We start from the raw sequence: 24,799 nt of genomic DNA, 5'->3' as shown, positions 1-24,799 counted from the left end.
ACCGCAATGATAGAGCGTAAGGCCGCAGATGGCCTGTACGAGATCACGAGTGCGCGCGAGCGCAAACAGGCACATGCATTTGAGCGATTCATTTTGATACGCCGCAATGGCCGGCTGTTCGGCGCGGATCCGCAAGGCAGGGTCTATATGGGCGAGCTGGATTCACACCCGAAGCACGCAACTGCGAGGACTTTCCTGCGTGGCACTTACAAAATTCCGCTGCGCTATCGATCGGCGCGGCACCCCGCGCACCCCAAGCCGAGCTATGCCGTTCAGATAACCGGCGAGATCGATCCGTATGCATTATCTCAGAACGCGACAGTCCTCGTCGGCGGCAAACAGATCGATATCCAGATTACCTATCTCGGCCCCTTGCCGAGCCAGTAGCGCGCCCTGCAACAATAAAACTTCGAAAATAAAAACTGCGGCTTTGCGCGATTGAAAATATAACGCCACTTGCAACCCGAGACTTGGCTGGAACCTCAATTGCCGAACAACAAGACCACGAACCGAATTCTCGTCGGCGAAATCTCCGGCGCTCATGGCATCCGCGGCGACGTCCTGGTCCGCGCTTACACCGGAGCCCCCGAAGCCATCGCCTCCTACGGGCCGCTGGCCGACGCGACGGGACAGCGAAGTTTCACGCTCCGCGTCGTGCGCGTGACGAGCAAAGGCATCGTTGCGCGAATTAGTGGAATTGAGGATCGTAATGCAGCCGAGCCATTGCGAGGGACCAAACTTTACATAAGCCGCGATAAATTGCCGGAACCGGCAAGCGCGGAATACTATTACGCCGATCTCATCGGTCTTCGCGCAGTGGCAAGCGACGGCAGCGCACTCGGAAAGATCGTCTCCGTACAGAATTTCGGCGCGGGAGATTTACTCGAGCTGAAACCCGGCGACGGCACCGAGACGGAGTTCATTCCGTTCGAGGACAGATGGGTACCGGCAGTCGACCTTGCAGCCGGCACCATAGTCATCAATCGCCCCGAATTGACGGGAAGCGATGACGAGGAATCTGAGGAACAATCCGAAGGCGCGGAAGTATCGGGCGAAGATGATCGCTCCTAGACTGGGCAGCCTCTCGCAAGCTTCGGCAAATCTCCGGTAACGCCCGCCGCCTCGGCGATAATGAAATCCTTGAGGCTCGGCAGACGGTCGAGAACTCCCAGCGCAGCACCACGGCCTGCTCTGAGCACCATGTTGTCGACGGCGAAGGCGCGATTGAGGCTGTCGTAAAGCGTAGCGGACATCGTGGAATCGAAACGGCGCCAGCGCTGGTAACGCTCGAGATGCGTGCCGTTGCCGAAATCGATCCCGAGACGTCCGGCATCCGCCAAAACTTCAATCATCGCAGCCGCGTCTCTGAGAGCGAGATTGACGCCTTGTCCGGCGATGGGATGCACGCCGTGCGCCGCGTCGCCGACGAGCGCGAACCGCGGCGCGATGAGCCGCCGCGCAATGCGAACATCGAGCGGCCAGGACTGGCGGGGCCCGTCGAGCGCAATCGCGCCGAAACGGCCTCCGATGCGCCGATCGAGCTCAGCGAGAAAATCATCGTCATCGAGAGCCGTCATCCGCGCTGCTTCATCTTTGTCCGCGCTCCACGTGATGCAGGCGCGATTGTTCGGCAGCGGCAGGATCGCGAATGGACCGCCCGGCAAGAAGTGCTGGATCGCGACGCCACCATGCGGCTCTTCGAATTTCACGCGCGCCACGATGCCGGTTTGCGGATAGGCCCAGCCGATCGTCTTGATGCCGGCGTCGTCTCTGAGCTTTGAATTTCTTCCGTCGGCGGCAATAGTGAGTTGAGCGCTGATCACTCTTCCGTCGCGAAGCGTAAGTTCGCTCGAATATTCTCCGAGCAACATCCCATCGACGTCCGCCGGAGCGATCCAGCTGATGGATGAATCGTTGGCGACCGACTTGTAGAGCGCCGCCTGAAGCGACGTTGCCGGTACGATGTAGGCGGCGGGCGACCCGTCCTTCGTGTGCGCGTCGTAAGTGACGCGCGACGGCCTGAAGGCATCGTCGATATTCGAATCCGAAATCTCGATCGACGTGACGACCTGAGCGTCGCTGCTCACCGCATCCCAGACGCCGAGCCCTTCGAGGATTTTCTTTGTCCCGGCCCAGATCGCAAACGCCCGGCTGTCGGAACCGGCGGACGTCGTCGCGAGATCGGCGCGCTCGATGACGCCAATTTTGATATCCGGCCCAAGGGCCTGAGCGAGACCTCGCGCAACGGCCAAGCCCGCGAAGCTGCCGCCCGCAATCGCCACATCAAATTTCAAAACACGCACCACCGACTGCACCACCGGACCGCTCTGTGCCGCGACAGCAACTTGCTTTTCGCGCACGCCGTGACAGCCTAGATATCTTCGCGCCGGCCTTCAATGCGTCGGCCAGACCGTCGACGTCTTCATCTCACTACAACTTCCTTGCGAAAGTCCATCATGACAGCATCGCCTTCGTCGCATTCGGCCCTGGACAAGCTCCTTGAGACGCTGACCCTGGAACCGCTTGAAGACAACCTGTTCCGCGGCCCGAAGGCGAGCGAAGGCTGGCAACGCGTTTACGGCGGCTTGGTTCTTGGCCAAGCAGTAGTTGCAGCCGCATCGACGGTTGACGAGAGCCGCCCGATCCACTCGTTGCATGGCTACTTCCTGCTCGCCGGCGATCCCGAGCGCGAAATCGTCTACGACGTTGAACGTATCCGCGACGGCGGCAGTTTCACGACCCGCCGGGTGCGCGCCATCCAGCACGGACGTGCCATTTTCTCGATGAGCGCCTCGTTCCACAAGCCGGAGGCGGGTTTCGAGCATCAGTCGAAAATGCCCGACGTTCCCGCGCCCGAGGCTCTCCCCAGCAGCCAGGATCTCCTGCGCGCCGGCAATGCCGATCTGCCAGAAAGCATGCGTTCCTACCTCAGCCGCGACCGCCCGATCGACGTTCGCATTGTAGATGCCTCTCGCTACGCCAGCCGTGAGCCGAGGCCCGCGACGCAATCGATCTGGCTCAAGACCAACGGCCCCCTGAATGGCAATGCCTACATCCACCAGGCGGTCCTCGCCTACGCGTCGGACTTCACCCTGCTCGACACGGCCCTGGTCGCCCACGGCAAGCTGCTGTTCGACAGCGACATCCAATTAGCGAGCCTCGACCACGCGATGTGGTTCCACCGGCCGTTCCGCGCCGACGACTGGCTGCTCTACGTCCAGGACAGCCCCAGCGCCTCGGGTGCACGCGCCTATTGCCGGGGCGCGATATTCAACCGCCAGGGGCAGCTGGTTGCGTCTGCAGTCCAGGAAGGATTGATGCGCCCCAGAGAAACCGCATTCCTGCCCAAATAGCGTTCAATCGGCCCAAAATGCACAATTTCTGTGCTTACTATGTGTGCTGAACGCGCGCCGGATCTGCGGGCTGACAAACTTTCCGTTGTCTAATCAACACCTTGAGTAAGCGCTGCGAAACTGGCACGCGTCTTGACTCCCTACGTCGCGAAGTCTGCTTCCCGGCGTGGGGATGAGACTGTTTTGTCGATCACCCGGTCACGGCCGGTTCAACGAGAAAAGGGGGCCCTATGAAGCTCATTACCGCGGTTATCAAGCCATTCAAGCTCGAGGAGGTTCGCTCGGCGCTGACCGATCTCGGTCTGCAGGGCATGACCGTTACTGAAGTCAAAGGCTACGGCCGCCAGAAGGGCCACACGGAAATCTACCGCGGCGCCGAGTACGCGGTGAGCTTTCTTCCCAAGATCAAGATCGAAGTCGTCGTGCCGGGCGCACAGGTGGACAAGGCGCTCGCTGCGATCCAGCGCGCTGCGAAAACCGGTCAGATCGGCGACGGCAAAATCTTCGTTTCGCCGATCGAGCACACGGTCCGCATACGGACCGGTGAATCGGACGACGACGCGCTCTAAAGCCCAGGATTTCGCTTTTTAGACGTCAATCAGGGAGCACACACATGGAGTTTCGAACTGTAGCGCGGTGCGCAGGGGTCTTGGGGGCCCTCGGCGCCATTGCGCTTATTATCGACCCGGCGTTGGCCCAGGACGCAGCGACGACCGCTGCCCCTGCGGCTCCCGCCGCGGCCGCAGCGGCGCCCCCGGTGCCGAATAAGGGCGATTCCGCCTTTATGTACGTCGCATCAGTCCTCGTTCTTCTGATGACGGTGCCGGGCCTCGCATTGTTCTACGGCGGATTGGTCCGTTCGAAGAACATGCTCTCGATGATGATGCAGGTGTTCGCAACGCTCTGCCTCGTCGCGATTCTTTGGGTGCTCTACGGCTACTCCATGGCCTTTACCAACGGCGGCAACCTCAACGACTTCGTTGGCGGTTTCTCCAAAGCGTTCTTGAAGGGCGTCGATTCGAACTCGCTCGCCGCCACCTTCTCGAACGGCGTCTACATTCCTGAATACACCTACATCATCTTCCAGATGACGTTCGCGTGTATCACACCCTGCCTTATCCTGGGTGCCGTTGCCGAGCGTCTGAAATTTTCGGCGATGCTCGTGTTCATGGCGCTCTGGGTAACGTTCATCTATTTCCCGATCGCGCATATGGTCTGGTACTGGGGCGGCCCGGATACGTTCGGTAACGCCGCAAAGGCCGTTGCCGCCGCGACGGGCGACGCAAAAGTCCAGGCACAAGCAGCTCTCGACGCCGTGCTGAAGGACGCAGGCATCGGCTTCCAGTGGGGCGCACTCGACTTCGCTGGCGGCACCGTCGTTCACATCAACTCCGGCATCGCCGCACTCGTCGGCTGTCTGATCCTCGGCAAGCGCATCGGCTACGGTAAAGAACCCATGCCTCCGCACTCGCTGGTGATGACGATGATCGGCGCCGCTCTTCTGTGGGTCGGCTGGTTCGGCTTCAACGTTGGTTCGAACCTCGAAATCAACCAGTTTGCGGGCGTTCCGTTCATCAACACGTTCATCGCGACCTGCGCAGCGGGCCTCTCGTGGACGCTCATTGAGTGGATCGCGAAGGGCAAGCCGTCGGCACTCGGCATGGCGTCGGGCGTCGTCGCCGGTCTCGTGGCGATCACACCGGCTTGCGGCTTCTCCGGCGTCATGGGCTCGATCATCCTCGGCCTCGTCGTCAGCCCGATCTGCTTCTTCTTCTGCTCGGCAGTTAAGGGAGCGCTCGGTTACGACGACAGCTTGGATGTCTTCGGCGTCCACTGCATCGGCGGCATCGTCGGCGCAATCGGCACGGGCCTTCTCGTCAATCCCGAGTGGGGCGGAGCCGGCATCGCCGACTACCTCTCGAAGCCCGGCGAAATGGCGGCAGGCACCTACGACATGGTCGCTCAGGTAACCGCTCAGGCCAAGATGGTTGGACTGACCCTTCTCTGGAGCGGCATCGGCTCCGCCGTTCTCTTCAAGCTGGTCGATATCGTCATCGGTCTCCGCCCGTCGGAAGAGAAAGAGCGCGAAGGTCTCGATCTCGTCGATCACGGCGAGAGCGCCTACCACTACTGATTCACGCATTTCCCGTGGCCTTGAAAGGGGCCGCGGGGATCTCTCCTCCCGAGCACGCGTCTCCACCTAGACGTGCTCAACCTTGGGCCCGGCGCTTCGAGCATCGGGCCCTTTTTTTATGTCTTCAAATTGAAACGATGACTTCGCATCCGCGCGGCAGCACCGATAAGAGCCGCCGGAGATCCTTGGCCCGCAGCGCGATGCAACCTTCCGTCGGCTTGAAACCATCCCTCGCGATATGCATGAAAATGGCGCTGCCGCGATTGCGCATGCGCGGCGCATCGTTATAGCCGAGCACCACCACGACATCGTAGAGCCGGTCGGAGCGCCAAAGACGCTCCGCACTTGCGGGATAGGGCAGCTTGACCGGGCGATTGTAATTCCGGTCGAAGGGACTGTCGCACCATCCGTCATTCGGATGAATGGCGTAAACAGGGAGCGCCGTACGCGGCCGCAGCGCATCCGGCCGATAGAGCGCATAGCGCACCGCAAACCGCCCCGTCGGTGTTGCGCCATCCCCCTCGCGCTTCAATACCTTGATGCCACCGAGCCCCAATGCGCAGGGCACGTTGAACTGGCCGAATTGCAAGCGGCCTCGCCGCGAGGCCCGAGACAACGCCCTAACGAAGAGCTTTGCCTCTGGTTTTGGGCCGCTCTGAGAGGCGTTGCGCACGCGCCGTCCACGGGTCTTCAATGCCGCCATTCAAGGAACCAGCCATTCCCCTTGCCTGTTTGCTTCGAGACCCTATGTTGCCCCCGCACGCGATGCTAGTGTTCCACGCTAAAAGCAAGCCAAGAAACTGGAGCCACGTCCATGAGCACGGCCCGAAAGGTCCTCCTCGTCGACGACGATGAAGATCTGCGTACGTCGTTGAAAGATCAACTCGTCCTACACGATGAATTCGAGGTGTCAGAAGCCGCCACCGCGAGCAAAGGAATAGAAGCGGCAAAGACAGGCCGTTTCGATCTCGTTGTTTTCGACGTCGGCCTGCCGGACATGGACGGCCGCGAGGCCGTGAAGTTGCTTCGCAAATCGGGATTTAAAACGCCGATCGTGATGTTGACCGGCAATACATCGGATGCCGACCAGATCTTGGGGCTCGATGCCGGCGCCAATGATTACGTTCTGAAGCCGTTCAAGTTCGCGGTGCTCCTCGCGCGCATTCGCGCTCAGCTCCGCCAGCATGAGCAGAGCGAGGACGCTGTCTTCGCGATCGGCAGTTACACCTTCAAACCCGCATCGAAACTTCTGATCGATCAGACCGGCAGCAAGATCCGCCTGACGGAAAAAGAGACATCGATCCTGAAGTATCTCTATCGCTCCGGCGACAAGGTCGTTTCGCGAGACGTCCTGCTGCACGAAGTCTGGGGCTACAACGCCGGCGTCACCACGCACACTCTCGAAACGCACATCTATCGGTTGCGTCAGAAAATCGAGAAAGATCCTTCCAACGCCGAGCTGCTGATTACCGAGAGTGGTGGCTACAAGCTTGCGCCTTAGGCGAGTTGCATTAACCCTTCGGGAAGCACAACGACTGCGTATCCGTTGCTAATCGGATGCATCCACAGGCCCCTTCGCCGTTTCGCGCGGCGATTGTTTCAGGGACTGGCGAGTCATGTTTTAAATTTCCCTCGCATGCGGCCAAGCCACGTCGCTGGCGCGTTCAATCTGTCCTGTCTGCATGGAGTTCGAGAACGATGGCTATCGACGCCCTCGTCAAACCGCTTTTGGCGTTACCGCTTTTCCAAGGTCTAACGCCATTGCAATTGACCGAGATCGTTCGGCGCGCGGAACGCATCATCTATCGGCCTGGCGATGCCATCATCGCCGAGGATGACCCGAGCGACGCGGCAATCGTCATCGTCTCGGGCACCAGCGTCCGCATCAACGATCATCGCGACGTTCCGCAAAAATCGCGCGGCGAAACTCTCCCCGAAGGAGTGATGATCGCGGAATTGGCGATGTTCATCGAACTCGTGCACACGACGACGGTGATTGCGCAGAGCCAAGTGAAAGCATTGCGCCTCACGCGGCAGAAAATGCACGAGCTGATGGAGGAGGACACCGAGCTCGCCCGGCACTTCTCCTCGTGCATCACCACTCGACTGAAACTATTGGCGCACGACATGAAAGCTGTTGATACGATCTTGGAGCGTGCAACCGTCGCCCCACAGCTACCTCAGGTTCGCCCTAATCTCCCCATTGAAGCGCACCCAGGCTGACGCCTGACAGCACCTCACGCTGACCCAGCGTTGGGGCGCGGAAGACCTTGTCCAAATCTTGGCAAAAAAGGGGCTGAAAAAGAGTGCGCCCAGTCCCGGGGGGAGGAACTGGGCGCTATGCGCTTGTCGCGCTCGGCACCGGGAGGGAAGCCGGTACCAGAGGCAGCGTCTTCGGCTAGACGGGGGGCACTACCGAATACAGGGTGACGCCACCTGCATGACTGGACTTAAGCGCAAGCAGAAAGAATTCAATAGTGCCTGCGCGGGCACATCACGAAAATGTGAAGACAAACTTGAGTTTATCCACAGGTTGGGTATTGCGTCGCGTCAAAAGCGCAACAACCTGATTTGCTTCGGAAAACTCAGAATGGGGTCGACTTTTTGGGCCCAAGCGGTTGAATTTTAAATAAATTCCCATCGAGTTCATCGCTTTTGACAAGCTGCGATAACTCGATTCGGGTGGCTTGGCCTTGCGGATCGGTTGTCACCCATTCCTTCAATTCCAACGCCGGCTTGGTTGCGAGATACAGCTTTATCTTGCCCGGAGAATTGGGATCTTTGTCTTCCAGCGAGAGGACAATGAGGTCGTCGGCCTGCTGCACTTCGATGATGCGCGCATCGCGAATGAGATTGACGTCTTTACGCAGCAACAGCCGGAAAGGCGTTTGATCGAGTGACACCCGATCTTCGTTGTTCAAATCGAGATCTTGAATGGCAAGGTTCTCGCCGTCCGAAACGATGACTTGTTTCGACGGCAGCGCGTAATCGAACCGGAAGCGACCCGGTCGCTTGACGAAGAACTTCCCCTTCATCCGCTTGTTCTCGGCGTCCGTCTGAACGAACTGGCCCTTCAAGTTCTCGATCGACTGGAAATACCCGCTGACCTGCTCAACGAGCTTCGTCTGATTCGCATCGAGCGTGATGCCGTCAGGGCTATTCGCCGGTGAAACCTCTCCCGTCCAACCCTTGACGGCGGGCTTGGCACTATTGGCTGCATCTGCGGGCTTGGCTGCGTTGGCCGGCGGATTGACGATCGTATTCGTCGGCCCGTCCGGATCCTGCGCCGTGGCAGCTCCGATCGATGCGAGGGCAAAGCCCACCGACAAGGCGCCTACGCGCAGAATTTCGCTCATGAATCGTCCCATCGTGGCCCCCCAAAGCCCCGAAGCCCCCATTGCGGGGCTCTGTACGCAGATTACGGTTTCGGCAAAGATTGCGTCCAGAACTAGGCGGAAACGCCAATGCATTCGTTGCCTACGGCGAATGACGTGTCACACGCAAGCCGCGATAGGATTGACGCGGCGATTATCCTCAGTTGCGGCGCCGCGTGTTTTCGATGTCACGCCGCAGCGTCGGTACCGCCACCGCGCGGAACGAGAATTTCGCGCTTTCCGACGGAGTTAGCCGCAGAAATAAGCCCTTCGCGTTCCATGCGCTCGATCAAATCCGCGGCCCGATTGTAACCGATCGAAAGCCGGCGTTGCACATAGCTCGTCGACGCCTTGCCGTCCCGAAGCACGATGGCGACGGCGCGATCGTAGAGGTCGTCGTCGCTCGCTTCCCGAACCCCGCCCGCAACGTCCGACGGCGGCGGCGCATCTGTGATGCCCTCGACGTATTTCGGTGATCCCTCTTGTCTCAGCGCCTCTGCAAACGCCACGACTTCTTCGTCGGTGACGAATGCGCCGTGCACACGCACCAGCTGCCCTGCCCCTGTCGAGTAGAGCATGTCGCCCTGGCCGAGCAGCTGCTCTGCGCCCTGCTCGTTGAGAATGGTGCGGCTGTCGATCTTCGATGTGACCTTGAACGAAATGCGCGTCGGGAAGTTCGCCTTGATCGTTCCGGTGATGATATCGACCGAAGGCCGCTGCGTCGCCATGATGAGATGGATACCGGCGGCGCGTGCCATCTGCGCAAGACGCTGCACCGAAGCTTCGACCTCGCGGCCCGCGACGATCATCAGGTCCGCGAACTCATCGACGATGATGACGATGCGCGGCAATGGCTCGAGATCCATTTTCTGCGTCTCGAACCGCGCCTGGCCTGACTTGTCGAATCCCGTTTGAACCGTGCGCGATAGCATCTCGCCGCGCTTCTTCGCGTTGCGCACGCGATTGTTGAAGACGTCGATATTGCGCACCGAAAGCCCGGCCATGCGCTTGTAGCGCTCTTCCATTTCGCGCACGGCCCAATTGAGCGCGGCGACGGCTTTATGCGGATCGGTGATGACAGGCGTCAGCAAATGCGGAATGCCGTTGTAGACCGAAAGCTCGAGCATCTTCGGGTCGATCATCAGCATGCGGCAATCATCGGGCGAATGACGATAGAGAAGCGACAGCACCATCGAATTGATGCCGACGGATTTGCCGGACCCCGTCGTACCCGCGACCAAGAGGTGGGGCATGCGCGCAAGGTCGGCGACGACCGGATCGCCGCTGATCGATTTACCGAGCCCGAGCGGCAAGCCTGCGCTTTCCGCCTTGAATGCATCGGCTTCGAGAATTTCGCGTAAAAGCACGGTTTCGCGCCGCGTGTTCGGCAATTCGAGACCGATGGCATTGCGGCCGGGAACGACGGCGGCGCGAACGCTCGCGACACTCATCGAGCGAGCGATGTCTTCCGCAAGTCCGATGACGCGCGAAGACTTCGTGCCGCGCGACGGCTCGAGTTCGTAAAGCGTCACGACCGGACCGGGACGGATATCCTTGATTTCGCCTTTGATGCCGAAGTCCGCGAGCACGTCCTCGAGCAGTCGCGCGTTTCCGCGCATGACCGTTTGCGACAGCTCAGGACGCGGCTTCTGAGCGCTAGGCCGCTTCAGCATATTGAGCGAAGGGCGTTTCCATTGTGGCTGCACGCGCGCCCGCGCCATACCTGCGAGAAGCCCATTGCTCTGAGTTGCAGCTGGCTTTGCCGGTGAAGCAGGCTGTTGCGGCTGAGGAACAGCCGTCGCTGCCGGAATAGGCGGCGGCATGACCGCAGGCGCCCGGTCGGACGGCCTCACCGGAGACCTGTCGTAGTCCCGGCCTGCGGAAGCGGGCGCAAAGCGCGCTGCGATTTCGCGGCTGGAATTGTCGATGCTGTCGTCGAAATCGAACTCGCGGTTGAGGATATCGTCCGCGGAATGATCGCGCGGAACATCCGCCGCATTAGCTCCGGAAGTGATGCCAGGCCGGTCGAAGTCATGCCCGGCACCATGCATCTCGTCGCGAGGCGAAAGATCGAGCGACACATCGGAATGGACGTCGGCATCGGTATCCCGGCGCGGACGCGCGGTGCGTTCCGGATTGAGATCGAGCGTCCGCGTCGGCGCATCGGCATAGGCGTCGAGCGAAGAATAGGTGTCAGCCGGTCCCGCGGGCTCGGAGGATCGACCGAACCAGCCCTTTCGAACGCGGGCGGCACCCGCCATGACGGTCGGAGCGATTGCAGCCGCCTCTTCCCAGCGGCGTTTGCTCGTCGCGTAGCGGAGACCGGAACTCAAAGAGCGCAGCAGCGACTTGAATACGGTCTCGGGCTCGAACCCGATCGCTTTGCCAGACGTCTGGATCGCCGCGGCCAAGAGCACACAGCCCGCCGCGAGCGGAGCCCGCTCCTCGTTGAGCAGCGCAAAGATTTTGAGCGCCAAATGATAGACGCCATCGCCCAGGAGCCCGCCGTAGCCATGACGGAGCGGCCACCCGCTCATCATCGGCAGGGCAGAGATCGCCCCTGCAAGCGCCAAAATCGAAAGAGGATAAAAGCCGAGCTTCACGCGGCCCTCGGCGACACGCTCGGATCTGAGCATCTCGATTCCCCAGACGACGGGAGCAACGAGCGCGATGACCGCTCCGAAACCCAACATCTGGAAGAGAAGATCAGAGATGATTGCACCGACCGGCCCCGCGAAGTTGCGAGCGGCAACGGTCGTCGTGTGGGTCAGGCTCGGATCGAGCGCCGACCACGACACAAGGCTGACCCAGATGAGCGCCGTCGAGCCGAGCAAAATTGCCCCGCCAAAGCGGCCTACCCAGCCTAACAGCCGGTCCTCCAGAGACTGCGGAAGCAGCCGCTGAGGATCCAATCCACGCGTATCAAGCGACATAACGGCGAACGTACTCTTTAACGCAGCACGGAAATCGTGCGTTCGAGCGCTTCCCGGATCGTCGAAGAGTCTTGCACCATCGCGACGCGCACATAGTCCGCGCCCGGGTTGATACCGTCCCGTCCCGTCTGAGCCAGAAAGCTGCCGGGAATAACTTTGACGCCTGCACGTTGCCATAAGGTTACCGCCGCCTGAGCGCCGCCACCGAATTGGCTCAAATCAAGCCAGAGACAGAAGCCGCCCGCGGGGCGCTTATAGCCGTAACGGTCACCTAACACATTGTCTGCAATAAGGAATTTGTCTCGATAAGCCGCTCGAGAGGTCTCAACATGAGCCTCGTCGCGCCAAATGGCGGCGGAGGCATGTTGTACCGGCAGCGGCACGGTCGGAGCGCACATGTTGCGGACTTCGCCGTAGGCCTCGAGGAAGGTCTCATCTCCAGCACAAAAGCCGGATCGAAGCCCCGGAAGGTTCGAACGCTTCGACAGCGAATTGAAAACCACGAGATTCCGGAAGCGCTCGGGCGTTTGGATCGCGACTTCGAGACCGCCCGTCGGCGGGGCCTCTGTATAGATCTCCGAATAGCATTCATCGAGAAACAGCATGAAGTCGCGCGCGCGCGCGAGTTCGAGCGCCTTCAGGATGTAACGGGTATCGGCAACCGCGCCCTGCGGATTGGCAGGCGAGTTGATGAAAAGTGCCGCCGTTCGGGCAAGCAGGCTTTTATCGCGCGCAATCTCATCGAGATCCGGAAGGAAGCCCGTCGCCTTCGTCGCGTTGAGATAGACGGGCTCAGCGCCGACCGCCAAAGCACCGGCGACGTAGGCCGAATAATAGGGATTGCACATCAGGATCGCGGGACGCCCCTTGATCTCCTTGCGCCCAACGGCCGGAAGACAAGCGAAGAACAGTCCTTCCCGCGAGCCGCTGAGCATCAGGACTTCCCGCTCGGGATCGACCGCCGAGGGCAACGCGTAACGCTTCTGAAGCCACTCGGAAATCGCGAGCCGCGCATCCGCAGCGCCGCGGATCGGCGGATATTTCCCGTAAAGCGCCGTCGCCTCGTCGAGCTTCGCCGCAATGAAATCCGGCATCGCCTCGCGCGGTTCGCCGATCGTCAGCTCGATCGGCTTCGCATGGCCAGGCGGAATGCCGGCAAGAAGCTTCCGAAGCTGCGTGAAGGGCGAGGAAATCGCGCCGGATGTGAGAGAGGAAAGCGGATGGCTCATCAGCGAACAGTCGAGGCTGCGTCTAAGCCGCTATCGCACGCTCGCGCGCCAGATGGAAGCGGGAAGCGCGGCAACGTTCACGACCTGACATTCGCGAGGCTGCGCGACGCGGGCGCACCGAATATCCGGCGAAATTCGTGCGCGAAGTGGGGCTGATCGTAAAAACCTGCGGCATGTGCGGCGGTCGTGAAGTTGCTGCCGGCGACGACTTCCGAAACGGCGGCCCGCATCCTGGCCCAGGCGGCGTAGCGGCGATAGGAAACGCCGGTCTCCTGTTTGAAGAGATGCTGAAACCGCGACATTGAAAGGCCCGAGCTTCGAGCGGCATCGGCGACACTCGGCGGACGTGTACGATCGACGTCCATTTCGCTCTCGTGGTTCTCCTTCACGGCCATCGCTTCAATGGCCCGCGCCACGCGAACGTCGATCGTCGGGCGAGTGCCGGCCTTCGAAAATTCGATAAGGTCGGCGAGGGCTTCATTGACCCATCGAGAACTTGCCGCATCCTCGTAGATCACCCGGAGCAGACCAAGATCCGACTGCTGACCGATCAGCGCGCCCTGTTCTTCACGCGTCTCCTGGATGAGTGCGACGAGGCCTTCGGCTGACGTTTCGGTCGGCTCAACGTAAAGAACCGCCAACGGACGACCGCCCGCATCGAACTCGTACGCGTCTCCGGCGCGGATGATCGCGGCCCGGCAGGAAAACCAGCCGCCGCGGCCGAGCTTCAATCGAAAATCATCGTAGAGCCCCGCGAGAAGCACTGAAGCGCTGTGACTATGGAGTGCGTTCCGCCCCAGACAGCCGGCGAAAAGCATCTGCCCGTCCCCGACATGCCACAACGGCTTGAGGCCCTCATTTGCGCCAGCAGCAGGTTCGTACAAGCGCGCGTCCTCTCTCCCGGTCTAGCTTGGCCCGACTAGCCTAGCCTGAGCTTTAACACCTCCGTAGGGCCGCAGAAATGTCGAAGACAACCGCAAATGAAATCTCGGGCAAAGAGCCCAACGCGCTGAACTTCGACCGCCGCAAGCTCCTGGCAGCAGGCCTCGGTCTCGCGGCGATGCCCGCCCTCAGCCTGTCGACGGCACCACGAGCCGAAGCCGCGGGCCCACTGCTCGGCGGCTGGCAGCCGAAATTTTACCGGTTCAAGCTCGGCGACTTCGAAATCACGACGATTTCGGATTCGGAAGTCTTCATCGACGGCCCCTTCCCCCTCATCGGTCAAAACGCCGAGGAAGCCGACGTTCGTAAGCTGATGCGCGACAACCTTCTGCCCGAACAGAAATATCAGCCCGGCTTTTCTCCGACGATCATCAACACGGGGAAGGAAATCATCCTGATCGACACGGGGAACGGCTCCAATGGCTTTGTCCCGCGTCCGAACGGCGGTTGGCTCGCAGCCCAGCTGGCACCGGCCGGATTCAAGCGCGAAGACATCGACATCGTTCTGCTGAGCCACGGCCACCCCGATCACATCGGCGGCGTCATTGAGAATGGCGAGCCGCTTTTCCCGAACGCGCGATACGTGATCGCCGGGATCGAGCACGACTTCTGGGCCCCGGAAGGCAAGTTCTCGGGCGACATGGAAAAGTTCGCCAGCGTCTACCGGGCAAACTCGAAACCGATCGTCGACAAGTACACGTTCATTAAGCCCGGCGACGATGTGGTGAGCGGCATCCGCGCCATCGAAGCCCACGGCCACACGCCCGGACACCTCGCCTACATGATCGAGAGCGGCGGCAAATCAATTCTCTTCTGGGGTGATTGCGCCCACCATCAGGTGGCGTCGCTCGCGCACCCGGAATGGCACTGCGTTTTCGACACGGACAAGGAACAGAGCGCGGCGACGCGGCGGCGCATCTTCGATATGGCAGCAACCGATCGCCTGCCGGTCATCGGCTACCATATGCCGTTCCCATCGCTCGGGTATGTGGAGACGATCACGCCCGGCAGCTACCGCTGGCTCGCGCACAGCTACCAGCTCAACCTCTAGCACGAGTGAGCGGACGGATTACTCCGGGAGATGCGTAACGGCCTCGATGTTGTGCCCATCGGGGTCGATGACGAAGCCGCCGTAGTAGTTGGCGTGATAATGCGGCCTGAGCCCCGGCGGTCCGTTGTCTTTGCCGCCCGCAGCAATCGCCGCATCGTAGAAGGCTTGCACTTCCGCCCGGTTCTGCGCGGAAAAAGCGACGTGCAGCCGGCCCTTCAGCGCCGTTCCGGTACCGATCCAAAATTGCGGACGCTCGCGCCCGAAGCCCGCGTAGCCGTCGTCATCCTCTTCCGAAAATTTCATTTCCTTGAGGAGCACGATGCCCAAAGGCGCCAACGCCTTGGTGTAGAAATTCAGTGACCGCTTGTAGTCGGTAATCGGGAAACCGATGTGATCGAGAATGTCCAGCACGGCTGCTCCTAACGACTGGCTGTCTGATCGAGCGGCGCGAATTTCTAGACGCGCCGTTCCACCATCAGCTTCTTCAGTTCAGCAATTGCTTTTGCAGGCGACAAACCTTTCGGGCACGCCTTCGCGCAGTTCATGATCGTATGGCAGCGGTAAAGACGGAACGGATCTTCGAGATTGTCGAGCCGTTCGCCTGTCGCCTCGTCGCGGCTGTCGATCACCCAGCGATAGGCCTGCAACAGAATAGCGGGACCCAGATACCGATCGGAGTTCCACCAATAGCTCGGGCACGATGCCGAGCAGCACGCGCAAAGAATGCACTCGTAGAGACCGTCGAGCTTCTCGCGATCGTCGCGTGATTGGCGCCACTCTTTCGGCGGCGTCGGACTATCCGTCTTCAGCCACGGCTCGATCGAGGCGTGCTGCGCGTAGAAGTTCGTCAGATCAGGGATCAGATCCTTCACGACCTTCATGTGCGGCAAAGGATAGATCTTCACTGCACCCTTGACCTCCTCGATGCCCTTCAGGCAAGCGAGCGTATTTGTGCCGTCGATGTTCATGGAGCACGAGCCGCAGATTCCTTCGCGGCAGGACCGGCGGAACGTCAGCGTCGGGTCGATCTCGTTCTTGATCTTGATGAGCGCGTCGAGCACCATCGGCCCGCACTGCTTCTGATCGATGTGATACGTGTCGATCCGCGGGTTTCGGCTATCGTCCGGGTTCCAGCGATAGATGCGGAACTCCTTCCAGTCGCCGTCATGATCCGGCTTATTCCAGGTCTTGCCCTCGGAAATCTTCGAATTTTTCGGAAGCGTGAGCTGAACCATGAGACTTCGGGGTCCGGTCTGCAAAAGATAATGAACTGTCCAATGACAGAAGCTTGAACAGGCCACCGGTGTCAACATGCGGGACCGCCGCGCGCGGTTCTTTCGCTTAACCGGCTTTCTGGTGCTTCTTGAGCTCCCGGACGAGTGCGGTCAGCTGATCGGCGATCTCGGCCCCCGTATCGACGGCAACCCGCAGCGGCACCCGCGATTGGATGATTTCGTTGAGCCGTTCCTGCTGCTCGCCGAAGCCGAAAAAGATCTCTTCAGGTGCGTCGATATCGCCGTCCTCGATGGCGGTCATCACGTCAAACGCGTTCTGGGCGGCCAGAACCAGCATCGACGCGATGTCGTTCATCAGTTGCAGATAAAGGCGTTGCGCGTCGGCCCGGATGCGCTGCCCGTGCACACCGAATTTGAGGGGTGCCGACGCCTGGCCGCCTTCGCCCGCAAAAACGCGGGGGTGCCGCTGAAAGCGGCGGAAAATCTCTACAAGGCCTATGCAGCAGGTTTCGAGATCACGGACAGCGGCGCTCGTCTTGCGCTTCGTTCGCGTGCGCGTCGCAAGCTTTCCCTCTCCCGACCAGTTGATGGCCGCGATCGACGCGACGGCTCCGAGCGCCGCCAACGCGGGCAGCACCGCCGCGAACGGATCGGGCGACATCCGCGTGTCGGTCTCGTCGGCGTCTTCCCTCGGAACTTTGCTCAAGCCTGATGCGCCTCCTGAGTAGCGGCCGCACCATAGGCGACTTCCCGTGACGGCGCTATTTGTACTCGCGCCATCCAGAACCGCTTAATAAACCCGCGCCTTCGGCTCGATGTACTTGACCTCGTTGGTCATCGTCTTGGTATGCACCGGCCTGTCGTCGATCTTGACGGTCTTCGTCGCGTAATCGGCCCAGGTGAGCGTGTGCTTCATCCAGTTGACGTCATCGCGCTTCGGATAGTCCTCGCGCGCGTGTGCGCCCCGGCTCTCCTTGCGGTTCTCCGCCCCGACGACCGTCACCGCAGCCTGCGAGATCAAGTTGTCGAACTCGAGCGTTTCGACGAGGTCCGAATTCCAAACGAGCGAACGATCCGTGACCGAAATGTCGGCAGCGTCGCGCCACACCGCATTGATCTTCTCGACGCCCTCTTTCAGCACCGGTCCGTCGCGGAACACCGCGCAGTTCGCTTGCATGGTCTTCTGCATGCGGAGCCTGAGCGCCGCCGTCGGCGTTGAGCCCTTGGCGTAACGGAAGCGGTCGAGCCGCGCGAGCGCCGGCTCGTTGGCGTCTTTCGCCATATCGGGCTGCGACGCGCCCGATTCGATCGTCTCCGCGCAGCGAAGCCCGGCCGCGCGACCGAAGACGACGAGATCGATCAGCGAGTTCGAGCCCAAGCGGTTGGCGCCATGCACCGATACGCACGCCGCTTCGCCGATCGCCATCAGGCCCGGCACCACGTGATCTGGATCGCCGTCCTTCTTGGTCAGGACTTCACCGTGATAATTCGTCGGTATGCCGCCCATGTTGTAATGAACCGTCGGCAGCACGGGGATCGGCTGACGGCGAAGATCGACGCCGGCAAAGACTTTCGCGTTCTCGGTGATTCCCGGCAAACGCTCGGCTAGAATTTTCGGATCGAGATGGTCGAGATGCAGATAGATGTGATCTGCTTCCGGACCGACGCCGCGGCCCTCACGAATTTCGATCGTCATCGAGCGCGAGACGACGTCCCGCGACGCGAGATCCTTCGCGTGCGGCGCGTAACGCTCCATGAAGCGCTCGCCCTTCGAGTTGGTGAGATATCCGCCTTCGCCGCGCGCACCTTCCGTAATCAGCACGCCCGCGCCGTAAATTCCGGTCGGATGGAATTGCACGAATTCCATGTCCTGAAGCGGCAGGCCGGCGCGCAGAACCATCGCGTTGCCGTCGCCCGTGCACGTATGCGCCGATGTGCACGAAAAATACGTACGTCCATATCCGCCCGTCGCGAGAATGGTCTTCTTCGCGCGGAAACGATGCACGGTGCCGTCGTCGAGATTGAGCGCCATGATGCCCCGGCAAACCCCGTCGCGATCCATGATCAGATCGAGCGCGAAATACTCGATGAAGAACTCGGCCGACTGCCGGAGTGACTGGCCGTAGAGCGTATGCAGCATCGCGTGACCGGTGCGATCGGCGGCGGCGCACGTGCGCTGCGCGGGCGGACCCTCGCCGTAATCGGTGGTCATGCCGCCGAAAGGCCGCTGATAGATCTTGCCGTCTTCGGTGCGCGAGAACGGAACGCCGTAATGCTCGAGTTCGTAAACGGCGGCGGGAGCGTTCCGGCAAAGATATTCAATCGCGTCCTGGTCGCCGAGCCAATCGGAGCCCTTGACGGTGTCGTACATGTGCCAGCGCCAGTCGTCGCGACCCATGTTGCCGAGCGCAGCGGCAACGCCGCCTTGCGCCGCGACGGTGTGCGAACGGGTCGGAAAAACCTTCGTCACGCACGCGGTTTTAAGTCCCGCCTCGGCACAGCCGAGCGTGGCGCGAAGTCCCGCGCCGCCCGCGCCGACAACGACGACGTCGTAGACATGATCCTGTACGGGATAGGCCTTGCCGACCTGGGAAGGCGCGGCAATCGCACCATTGGCTTTGCCATTCGCTGCCGACATCGGTCTCAGGCTCCAAAGCTCAGTTTCAAAATTGCGAACACGCTCGCGAGCGCGATGAAAATCGCAAAGAATGTATTCAGCATGAGGGCTGCAAGTTTCGGCCCTTCCGCGTGCACATAGTCTTCAATGATCGATTGCATGCCGAGGCGCATGTGAATGGTGCCGGACAGGATGAGCCCAAGCAACGCCAGCGCGATCAGCGGATTTCCGAGCTTCTGGCGCACGGTCGCGTAATCGGCGCCGAGCAGCGACACGATCAGCCAAACGAGGAAGATGCCGAGGAATACGTTGGCAACCGACGTCACGCGCAGCTTCCAAAAGTGATCCGCGCCTTCTTTCGCCGACCCGAGGTAGCGAACCTTCTTCAGCGGCGTGCGCATCGTTTTCATCAGATGCCCCCGAGAGCGACGAACGCCCAGATGATGGCGGTCAGCAGGAAGGATGCTGCGAGCGAGCCCCAGCAGAGGATGTCGATCGTCTTGAGATTGTAGCCGTGCCCCGTATCCCAAAGGAGGTGACGCAAGCCGCCCAGCATGTGGTTCATGAGAGCCCACGTATATCCGAGAAGAATGATCTTGCCGGCCCAGGTGGCGAACCAGCTCGAGACATAGTTGTAATAGTCGGGACCGGACGCCGCCGCGATCAACCACCACGCGAGCAGCAGCGAACCTGCGTAAAGCGCCGCGCCAGTGATGCGATGCAGGATCGACATCACCATGTTGATGAGCGGAGAATAGATTTGAAGGTGTGGCGAAAGCGGCCGCTCGGGTCGCACGCCGCGGCCTGATGTAGCCTCCATCGGACGTCCTTCTGATGCGTGTGGAGCAAACGTGTAGCGGCTCGAAGCGAGCGCGGCAATTCGCCAAATGCCACAGAGAGTCGGACTAAGCCAGCGAATTGACGATCGCCCGGCCGAGCCCGTCGCCGCTTTCGAAGGCATGCTCGGCGGACGCCCCGAGGCACCAGTCACCGGCAACGCCGGCCCTGTGCTCTGGGGAATAGAGATGCGACTTCCCGAGCGGCCGATCGACGAGCCCCTGACGCCAAAGATGCGCCGTCATCCGCGACGGTCTGACGGGTGGCAGATCCAAGGCGTAGCTGACCTGGCTCCAAAGCTCTGCCGCGACATCGTCGGGATCGGCATCCTCCGCCTGCGAACTCCAGGCGGGCGAAGCATGGATGACGAGATTTTCGCCCGCCGGGTTACGGCCGGGCTTCGTATTGTTACGGGCGATCCACCGGATGGTCTCCGACATATCCGTGAAGACGTCTTGAGCCGGAAAGACCTTCTCCTCGATCCGCACCATCGAGGCCCAGCAGGGCGTCATGTGCACGTCCGCGAGCGGCGCCGCGAATTCACCGATGCGCCCGAGAAGCTTCCGCGCTTGCGCCACAGGCACCGCAACGGCGACGGCATCGAACGGACCGGCCGATGTTTGATCCTCGAACCAAAGGTGCCAGCCGCTATCGCGCCGCTCGAGTGACTGAACGTGCCGGCCGGTCGTCACGCGCACCCCCTCGACGAGCGGCCGGAAAAGCGACGACATTCCGGGCATGCCGACGACCCACGGCTGGCTTTGTGCTTCCGCCCGCATCCCGTTGCTCGTCGCACGCGGCGCCCACTGACCCGCGTGGCCGAGGCCGGAAATCTCATCGAGAAATGCTTGAAATCCTTCCGAACGCCCGGAGAGGTACTGCGCCCCGTGATCGAACGTATCGTTGCCGATGCGGATCGTTGCGATGCGACCGCCGATATTTCGGTCTTGCTCGAAGACATCGACGGCAAAGGCCGCCCGCAGAAGCGTACGCGCGCACGACAGCCCGGCCATCCCAGCGCCCATAATGGCAACTTTGCTTGGCACTGAAGTCTCGCTTCGAAGCTCGTCGCGCGCCTCGCCGGCGCAAGCCCGGCGTCAACGTAGCCAGATTGTATAAGAAATCTTGCCCAATCGTTATCGAAGCGAACCGGACAAACGAGTGATCAACGTGCAAATCACGACGCACAAATCACGAAGAATCGGCGGCGACGGCGTTGCTTACTGCGCTTTGAGGACGCCGCAGGCAATTCGGGGCTCTGCCCCGCCTTCGGGATCGGTCTGATAATCGTCGGCTTTTTCGAACAATACGAGCGACGAGCCGTCGGCATCGAAAAGCGTGTCTTCGGTATCTTTGGTGAGATGCAGGTAGGGGCTCAGGATCTCGGCCAATGCTATGCCGTCAGGGCCTGCGACGACATTCGGCAAATCCCCCGCCATCGGACCTTCCTCGTTGAGGAAACCGTGCCTCGCCCCGAGCGGGTTGTAAATGGCGCCCGCGGATGAAAAATCGCCTTCGCACTTGCCGGCTTCGTGAAGGTGCAGTCCGTGCGCGCCGGGCGTCAATCCTTTGAGATCGATCTTCAGGAGAACGCCCGCAGCGATTTCCGTCAGCGTGATGGTGCCTGCGCTGCTGCCGTTGGCAAACTTGATCTCGGCGACCGCGGTTTCACCAATCGCTTCCGCCTTCGGGAGTCCAGCAAGGAGAAAGATCGCCGCCGCTGCAGCTGCCGTCGTTCCGATCTTCATGCGACTGCTCCCCTTGCATCACGTACCGCCGGACGGTTGAACCGCCGCGAACGGCCTCACGCTGACCCAGTGCCGAGTACCGCTTACACCCGCCGAGGCAGCAAAAGCCACGTATCGAGATCGAGGACAACCCCCTCCGCGTACTCGCCCGCCGGGGTTTTGAGCGGCAGCGACGCACAATCCTGGTTTTTGACGCCGACGAGCCGGACACGCAGCGCACCAATGTCCTTGCGGTCTGGAATTTCAGCTTTTTCAAGCACCTCCGACCAGGCGTAGATCGTATCGCCTGCGAATGTCGGCGCCACATGACGTCCGCCATTGATCGCGGCGAGATGGAACGCGTTGCCGAGGCCGTTGTAGGACAGCGCCCGAACGAGCGAGATCACGACGCCGCCATAGACGATGCGCTTGCCGAAACGCCCCTTGGATTCCGTGTGCTGATTGAAGTGCACCTTGGCGGTGTTCTGATAAAGCCGCGTCGCCGTCTGGTGCTCGGCTTCTTCGAGCGTCATGCCGTCGACGTGGTCGATCTTCTCGCCCGGCTCGTAGTCTTCCCAGCGATGCGGCGAGCCCGACAGGGCGAAATCGTATTTGCTGATATCGAGCGGCGGCACGGCGCGGCCCAAGTCCTGCGGGTCGACCCGTTCGGGCAACTTCGGTACGACTGCTTCCGGCGCCGGCGAACCCTTGGTGCGCTTGCGCACCATCACCCAACGGCAATATTCGAGCACGATTTCATCGTGCTGATTGCGTCCCGTCGAACGCACGTAGACGGTGCCCGTCTCGCCATTCGAATTTTCCTTGAGACCGATGACCTCCGACGTCGAAGACAACGTATCGCCAGGGTAGACCGGCTTCAGAAACCGGCAATCGGCGTAACCGAGGTTCGCGATGGCGTTGAGCGAGATATCGGGCGTCGTCTTCCCGAAGACGACATGAAACGTCAGCATGTCGTCGAGTGGCGCCCTCGGATATCCGAGGGCCTTCGCGAAGGTGTCGGCCGATTGGACGGCGAACCGGGAACCGTAAAGGGCGGTGTAAAGCGCGACGTCGCCGTCGGTGACGGTCCTAGGCGTCGCGTGATGGATGACTTGGCCGTATGTGAAATCTTCGAAGAAATTGCCTGCGTTGGTCTTTGTCCCGGCCATCGTCCCCGCCTTGTATTTCGGAAAGCCCCAGAAACCGGGCTTCGGCTATTTACGTCTTTTTCGGTCAGCCTTTTTCGGCCAGTCTTTTTCGGGATGTCCACCCGCAACCGCAACTTTTTTCGCCATTGGAGGACGCGCTCTAGGGCCGCAGAAGACCCGAGAGAAGGGGAGGAGGGGGAAGCGGCCGCCGCTGATCAGAACCAGGGCTCTTCCACTTTGGAGCGAGCGCTGATCGCCTCGGCAATCGCCGCGACCCGCTTCGCCATGACGAGGTGCAGCCGCTCGACCATGCGGCCCTCGACCGTGATGACGCCCTTGCGCGCGTTCTCGGGCTCTTCGAAGGCCCTGATGATCTTGCGCGCCCACGCAATTTCCTCCTCGGTCGGCGAAAAGACCTCGTTGCACGGCACCACCTGCGAGGGATGGATTAACGTTTTCCCGTCCATGCCGAGCGTCCGGCCGTGCTCGCATTCCGCTCGAAAACCCAAATCATCCTTGAAATCGTTGTACACGCCATCGATTACGTCGAGCCCGTAGGCGCGCGCCGCGACGAGCGTCATCGCGAGCCAGGGAACGACCGCGAAACGGTTGCTGCTGGCGAGCGCCCTGCTTTCCTTCAAAAGGTCGTTCGTGCCGAGAACCAAACAGACGAGCCGGTTGTCGGGATCAGGGCCGCACGCCGCGATTTCCTTGGCGTTGATGATGCCCATCGGCGTTTCGATCATCGCCCAGAGCCTGATGCGCGGATCGGCCTCCGCCGCCTTGACGACCTTCGCGGTACCCAAGATATCGCCCGAGTTTGAAACCTTCGGGATGAGGATCGCGTCTGGAACCGCCGCGATCGCCGCGTGAAGATCCACCATCCCCCAGGGCGTTTCGATCGGATTGACGCGCAGGATCACCTCTCGGGACCCGAAGCCGCCCTCATGAATGGCCGCAATCGCCTGATTACGCGCCCGTTCCTTGTTCGCTGGAGCGACCGAGTCTTCGAGATCTATGATGATCGCGTCCGCGGGCAGCGTTCTCGCTTTCTCCAGCGCCCGCTCGTTGTCGCCCGGAAGATAGAGAACACTGCGTCTCGGTCTCATGACCATGGATCGACTCCGAGATGAATGGCCGGATTGTGCAACGCAACCATCCCGCTTTGCAACCTTGAGCGGGACCATGGTTTCACAGCGTTTCACATGAATCATAGTGCTCTGGCTGGGTACGTCCCCGGCGTGCTGGTATAGGACATTGACCCCTCCAACGACCTTGCCGGCCAAATGTCCCGAATCCTGATGATTTCCTCATACGTCGCCCGCGATCCCGTGGGGCTGACCGCCACGATGCCGCCCCTGCAGCAAGCCGGCATCGAGGTCGTGGGATTGCCGACGGTCGTCCTCTCGAACCACCCGATACGGCCCCATATCGCCGGCATGACGCTCGATCCGGCCCTTCTCGGCAATATGATCGGGGCGCTCGAGAAAAATGGCTGGCTCGGAAATTTCGATGCCGTCTTCTCGGGTTATCTCCCGTCCGCCGGGCACGTCGAAATCGTCGCCGCAGCCGTCAAGCGCATGCGGGGATCGAATGCCGCGCTGACTTACATTTGCGACCCGATCTTTGGCGATGATCCGAAAGGCCATTACATCGACGAACAGGCAGCAAGCGCGACCCGTGACCTGTTGCTCCCCCTCGCCGACGTCCTGACGCCGAACCGGTTCGAGCTTTCCTGGCTCTCCGGGATCGACGTCAGATCCCGAGCGGATGCCCTTGAAGCGATTTGCAGGCTTAGAGCGTTTTCGAGCGAAGTGGATACCGGTTCGCGTGAAGAAAACGCGACAGACAAACAACCTATCCGCCCGATCGTCGCCGGCACGTCGATACCGGACGGACCGTCGCAACTGGCGACCGTGCTCGTCGCCGGTGACGAGGCATTCATCGGCAGCGTCGCCAAATGGAACGATGTTCCCCACGGCACCGGCGATATTTTCGCAGGCTGCTTGACGGCCAAGCTGATGCTTGGACAATCGCCGAGCCAAGCGCTCGGATACGCCATCGCGGGCGTGCGGCGAACGCTCGAGGTCTCCCGCGGCAGCGATCATCTGCTGCCCCATCTGGTGGACTGGGAAACCGGCTTCGCGCCGGACGAAATTCAGGCATTCCCGCTGCGCAAATCCGCGCGCAACCAGCCGTAAGCCTTGCTGATCCAGGCT

General features: G+C 61.0%; 25 protein-coding genes. 9 read left to right on the top strand and 16 right to left on the bottom strand.

All coding sequences use genetic code 11. The features are described from left to right. The first annotated feature begins 6 nt into the window (after positions 1–6). On the top strand, positions 7–387 hold the full coding sequence (locus BM399_RS16320) for a hypothetical protein (protein ID WP_092868791.1): 381 nt from the start codon (positions 7–9) through the stop codon (positions 385–387). 69 nt (positions 388–456) lie between these two features. Further along, positions 457–1,071 (top strand): ribosome maturation factor RimM, encoded by a 615-nt coding sequence (gene rimM / locus BM399_RS16315; RefSeq protein ID WP_244531309.1) that lies wholly within the window; start codon positions 457–459, stop codon positions 1,069–1,071. Here rimM and BM399_RS16310 read toward each other — a convergent pair. Further along, positions 1,068–2,360, bottom strand: coding sequence for an FAD-dependent monooxygenase (locus tag BM399_RS16310; protein WP_244531308.1), 1,293 nt, complete (start codon positions 2,358–2,360; stop codon positions 1,068–1,070). The genes rimM and BM399_RS16310 overlap by 4 nt on opposite strands. Positions 2,361–2,456: 96 nt before the next feature. On the opposite strand from BM399_RS16310, the gene tesB reads away from it, so the two are divergent. The 3 genes from tesB to BM399_RS16295 all read left to right on the top strand — a co-directional run bounded on the left by tesB (position 2,457) and on the right by BM399_RS16295 (position 5,487). Then, entirely contained in the window at positions 2,457–3,353 is an 897-nt protein-coding gene (tesB, locus tag BM399_RS16305) for an acyl-CoA thioesterase II (protein ID WP_092868790.1), read from the top strand. A 230-nt stretch (positions 3,354–3,583) separates the two neighbouring features. Next, on the top strand, positions 3,584–3,922 hold the full coding sequence (locus BM399_RS16300; RefSeq protein WP_013950212.1) for a P-II family nitrogen regulator: 339 nt from the start codon (positions 3,584–3,586) through the stop codon (positions 3,920–3,922). Between the two features lie 44 nt (positions 3,923–3,966). Further along, positions 3,967–5,487 (top strand): ammonium transporter, encoded by a 1,521-nt coding sequence (locus tag BM399_RS16295; protein WP_092868789.1) that lies wholly within the window; start codon positions 3,967–3,969, stop codon positions 5,485–5,487. A gap of 124 nt (positions 5,488–5,611) precedes the next feature. Here the strand turns inward: BM399_RS16295 and BM399_RS16290 are convergent, their stop codons facing one another. After that, positions 5,612–6,076, bottom strand: coding sequence for a L,D-transpeptidase family protein (locus BM399_RS16290; protein WP_244531307.1), 465 nt, complete (start codon positions 6,074–6,076; stop codon positions 5,612–5,614). Between the two features lie 225 nt (positions 6,077–6,301). Here BM399_RS16290 and BM399_RS16285 point away from each other — a divergent pair, with 225 nt between their 5' ends. Together BM399_RS16285 and BM399_RS16280 are read left to right on the top strand one after the other, a co-directional pair. Continuing rightward, positions 6,302–6,988: a response regulator transcription factor gene (locus tag BM399_RS16285; protein WP_045834737.1), complete on the top strand. Its 687-nt coding sequence runs from the start codon at positions 6,302–6,304 to the stop codon at positions 6,986–6,988. Between the two features lie 197 nt (positions 6,989–7,185). Beyond that, positions 7,186–7,710 (top strand): cyclic nucleotide-binding domain-containing protein, encoded by a 525-nt coding sequence (locus tag BM399_RS16280; RefSeq protein WP_092868787.1) that lies wholly within the window; start codon positions 7,186–7,188, stop codon positions 7,708–7,710. 362 nt (positions 7,711–8,072) lie between these two features. On the opposite strand, the gene BM399_RS16275 is transcribed toward BM399_RS16280, so the two are convergent. From BM399_RS16275 to BM399_RS16260, 4 genes are all read right to left on the bottom strand, one after another. Next, a complete protein-coding gene (locus BM399_RS16275; protein ID WP_244531306.1) occupies positions 8,073–8,843 on the bottom strand; it encodes a LolA family protein in 771 nt (256 codons plus the stop codon). Between the two features lie 206 nt (positions 8,844–9,049). Then, the gene (locus BM399_RS16270) at positions 9,050–11,794 is read right to left on the bottom strand and encodes a DNA translocase FtsK (RefSeq protein WP_092868785.1); all 2,745 of its coding nucleotides are present in this window, start codon (positions 11,792–11,794) and stop codon (positions 9,050–9,052) included. 17 nt (positions 11,795–11,811) lie between these two features. Then, positions 11,812–13,023 carry an aminotransferase class I/II-fold pyridoxal phosphate-dependent enzyme gene (locus BM399_RS16265; RefSeq protein WP_092868784.1) on the bottom strand — a complete coding sequence of 404 codons (1,212 nt, stop codon included), beginning with the start codon at positions 13,021–13,023 and terminating at the stop codon, positions 11,812–11,814. 77 nt (positions 13,024–13,100) lie between these two features. Beyond that, positions 13,101–13,841 (bottom strand): helix-turn-helix transcriptional regulator, encoded by a 741-nt coding sequence (locus tag BM399_RS16260; protein WP_092869157.1) that lies wholly within the window; start codon positions 13,839–13,841, stop codon positions 13,101–13,103. A gap of 143 nt (positions 13,842–13,984) precedes the next feature. On the opposite strand from BM399_RS16260, the gene BM399_RS16255 reads away from it, so the two are divergent. After that, positions 13,985–15,016 (top strand): MBL fold metallo-hydrolase, encoded by a 1,032-nt coding sequence (locus BM399_RS16255; protein WP_092868783.1) that lies wholly within the window; start codon positions 13,985–13,987, stop codon positions 15,014–15,016. An 18-nt stretch (positions 15,017–15,034) separates the two neighbouring features. On the opposite strand, the gene BM399_RS16250 is transcribed toward BM399_RS16255, so the two are convergent. The 10 genes from BM399_RS16250 to BM399_RS16205 form a co-directional block, all read right to left on the bottom strand. Further along, positions 15,035–15,418, bottom strand: coding sequence for a VOC family protein (locus tag BM399_RS16250; RefSeq protein ID WP_177228210.1), 384 nt, complete (start codon positions 15,416–15,418; stop codon positions 15,035–15,037). A gap of 53 nt (positions 15,419–15,471) precedes the next feature. Continuing rightward, complete coding sequence (locus BM399_RS16245) at positions 15,472–16,251, bottom strand: succinate dehydrogenase iron-sulfur subunit (RefSeq protein WP_092868781.1); 780 nt, start codon at positions 16,249–16,251, stop codon at positions 15,472–15,474. A gap of 106 nt (positions 16,252–16,357) precedes the next feature. Beyond that, a complete protein-coding gene (locus BM399_RS16240) occupies positions 16,358–16,957 on the bottom strand; it encodes a hypothetical protein (protein ID WP_092868780.1) in 600 nt (199 codons plus the stop codon). 84 nt (positions 16,958–17,041) lie between these two features. After that, a complete protein-coding gene (gene sdhA / locus BM399_RS16235; RefSeq protein WP_092868779.1) occupies positions 17,042–18,889 on the bottom strand; it encodes a succinate dehydrogenase flavoprotein subunit in 1,848 nt (615 codons plus the stop codon). A gap of 5 nt (positions 18,890–18,894) precedes the next feature. Further along, positions 18,895–19,278, bottom strand: a complete 384-nt coding sequence (gene sdhD, locus BM399_RS16230) for a succinate dehydrogenase, hydrophobic membrane anchor protein (protein WP_092868778.1) — start codon at positions 19,276–19,278, stop codon at positions 18,895–18,897. Then, positions 19,278–19,688: a succinate dehydrogenase, cytochrome b556 subunit gene (sdhC, locus tag BM399_RS16225; RefSeq protein WP_092868777.1), complete on the bottom strand. Its 411-nt coding sequence runs from the start codon at positions 19,686–19,688 to the stop codon at positions 19,278–19,280. The genes sdhD and sdhC overlap by 1 nt, the downstream gene beginning before the upstream one ends. A gap of 85 nt (positions 19,689–19,773) precedes the next feature. After that, positions 19,774–20,751, bottom strand: coding sequence for an NAD(P)/FAD-dependent oxidoreductase (locus BM399_RS16220; protein ID WP_092868776.1), 978 nt, complete (start codon positions 20,749–20,751; stop codon positions 19,774–19,776). A gap of 174 nt (positions 20,752–20,925) precedes the next feature. Continuing rightward, positions 20,926–21,453 carry a superoxide dismutase family protein gene (locus tag BM399_RS16215; RefSeq protein ID WP_092868775.1) on the bottom strand — a complete coding sequence of 176 codons (528 nt, stop codon included), beginning with the start codon at positions 21,451–21,453 and terminating at the stop codon, positions 20,926–20,928. A gap of 83 nt (positions 21,454–21,536) precedes the next feature. Further along, complete coding sequence (locus tag BM399_RS16210; protein WP_092868774.1) at positions 21,537–22,601, bottom strand: MaoC family dehydratase; 1,065 nt, start codon at positions 22,599–22,601, stop codon at positions 21,537–21,539. 194 nt (positions 22,602–22,795) lie between these two features. After that, positions 22,796–23,695 carry an HpcH/HpaI aldolase/citrate lyase family protein gene (locus BM399_RS16205; protein ID WP_092868773.1) on the bottom strand — a complete coding sequence of 300 codons (900 nt, stop codon included), beginning with the start codon at positions 23,693–23,695 and terminating at the stop codon, positions 22,796–22,798. Positions 23,696–23,866: 171 nt separating this feature from the next. On the opposite strand from BM399_RS16205, the gene pdxY reads away from it, so the two are divergent. Beyond that, on the top strand, positions 23,867–24,781 hold the full coding sequence (gene pdxY, locus BM399_RS16200; RefSeq protein ID WP_092868772.1) for a pyridoxal kinase: 915 nt from the start codon (positions 23,867–23,869) through the stop codon (positions 24,779–24,781). The last annotated feature ends 18 nt before the right edge of the window (positions 24,782–24,799 follow it).

Origin of the sequence: Hyphomicrobium facile, assembly GCF_900116175.1 — a bacterium.
Lineage (GTDB): Bacteria > Pseudomonadota > Alphaproteobacteria > Rhizobiales > Hyphomicrobiaceae > Hyphomicrobium_B > Hyphomicrobium_B facile.
The sequence above is the reverse complement of the archived record's forward strand: the minus strand, read 5'-3'. Positions and strand labels throughout refer to the sequence as shown.

Coding starts and splice junctions, on each gene's coding strand:
- sdhA (WP_092868779.1), bottom strand. CDS start 18,889: ATGTCGGCAGCGAATGGCAAAGCCAATGGTGCGATTGCCGCGCCTTCC.
- BM399_RS16255 (WP_092868783.1), top strand. CDS start 13,985: ATGTCGAAGACAACCGCAAATGAAATCTCGGGCAAAGAGCCCAACGCG.
- BM399_RS16285 (WP_045834737.1), top strand. CDS start 6,302: ATGAGCACGGCCCGAAAGGTCCTCCTCGTCGACGACGATGAAGATCTG.
- BM399_RS16210 (WP_092868774.1), bottom strand. CDS start 22,601: ATGGCCGGGACAAAGACCAACGCAGGCAATTTCTTCGAAGATTTCACA.
- BM399_RS16205 (WP_092868773.1), bottom strand. CDS start 23,695: ATGGTCATGAGACCGAGACGCAGTGTTCTCTATCTTCCGGGCGACAAC.
- BM399_RS16295 (WP_092868789.1), top strand. CDS start 3,967: ATGGAGTTTCGAACTGTAGCGCGGTGCGCAGGGGTCTTGGGGGCCCTC.
- sdhD (WP_092868778.1), bottom strand. CDS start 19,278: ATGAAAACGATGCGCACGCCGCTGAAGAAGGTTCGCTACCTCGGGTCG.
- BM399_RS16265 (WP_092868784.1), bottom strand. CDS start 13,023: ATGAGCCATCCGCTTTCCTCTCTCACATCCGGCGCGATTTCCTCGCCC.
- BM399_RS16280 (WP_092868787.1), top strand. CDS start 7,186: ATGGCTATCGACGCCCTCGTCAAACCGCTTTTGGCGTTACCGCTTTTC.
- BM399_RS16245 (WP_092868781.1), bottom strand. CDS start 16,251: ATGGTTCAGCTCACGCTTCCGAAAAATTCGAAGATTTCCGAGGGCAAG.
- BM399_RS16320 (WP_092868791.1), top strand. CDS start 7: ATGATAGAGCGTAAGGCCGCAGATGGCCTGTACGAGATCACGAGTGCG.
- BM399_RS16275 (WP_244531306.1), bottom strand. CDS start 8,843: ATGAGCGAAATTCTGCGCGTAGGCGCCTTGTCGGTGGGCTTTGCCCTC.
- sdhC (WP_092868777.1), bottom strand. CDS start 19,688: ATGGAGGCTACATCAGGCCGCGGCGTGCGACCCGAGCGGCCGCTTTCG.
- BM399_RS16270 (WP_092868785.1), bottom strand. CDS start 11,794: ATGTCGCTTGATACGCGTGGATTGGATCCTCAGCGGCTGCTTCCGCAG.
- pdxY (WP_092868772.1), top strand. CDS start 23,867: ATGTCCCGAATCCTGATGATTTCCTCATACGTCGCCCGCGATCCCGTG.
- BM399_RS16260 (WP_092869157.1), bottom strand. CDS start 13,841: ATGCTTTTCGCCGGCTGTCTGGGGCGGAACGCACTCCATAGTCACAGC.
- BM399_RS16300 (WP_013950212.1), top strand. CDS start 3,584: ATGAAGCTCATTACCGCGGTTATCAAGCCATTCAAGCTCGAGGAGGTT.
- tesB (WP_092868790.1), top strand. CDS start 2,457: ATGACAGCATCGCCTTCGTCGCATTCGGCCCTGGACAAGCTCCTTGAG.
- BM399_RS16215 (WP_092868775.1), bottom strand. CDS start 21,453: ATGAAGATCGGAACGACGGCAGCTGCAGCGGCGGCGATCTTTCTCCTT.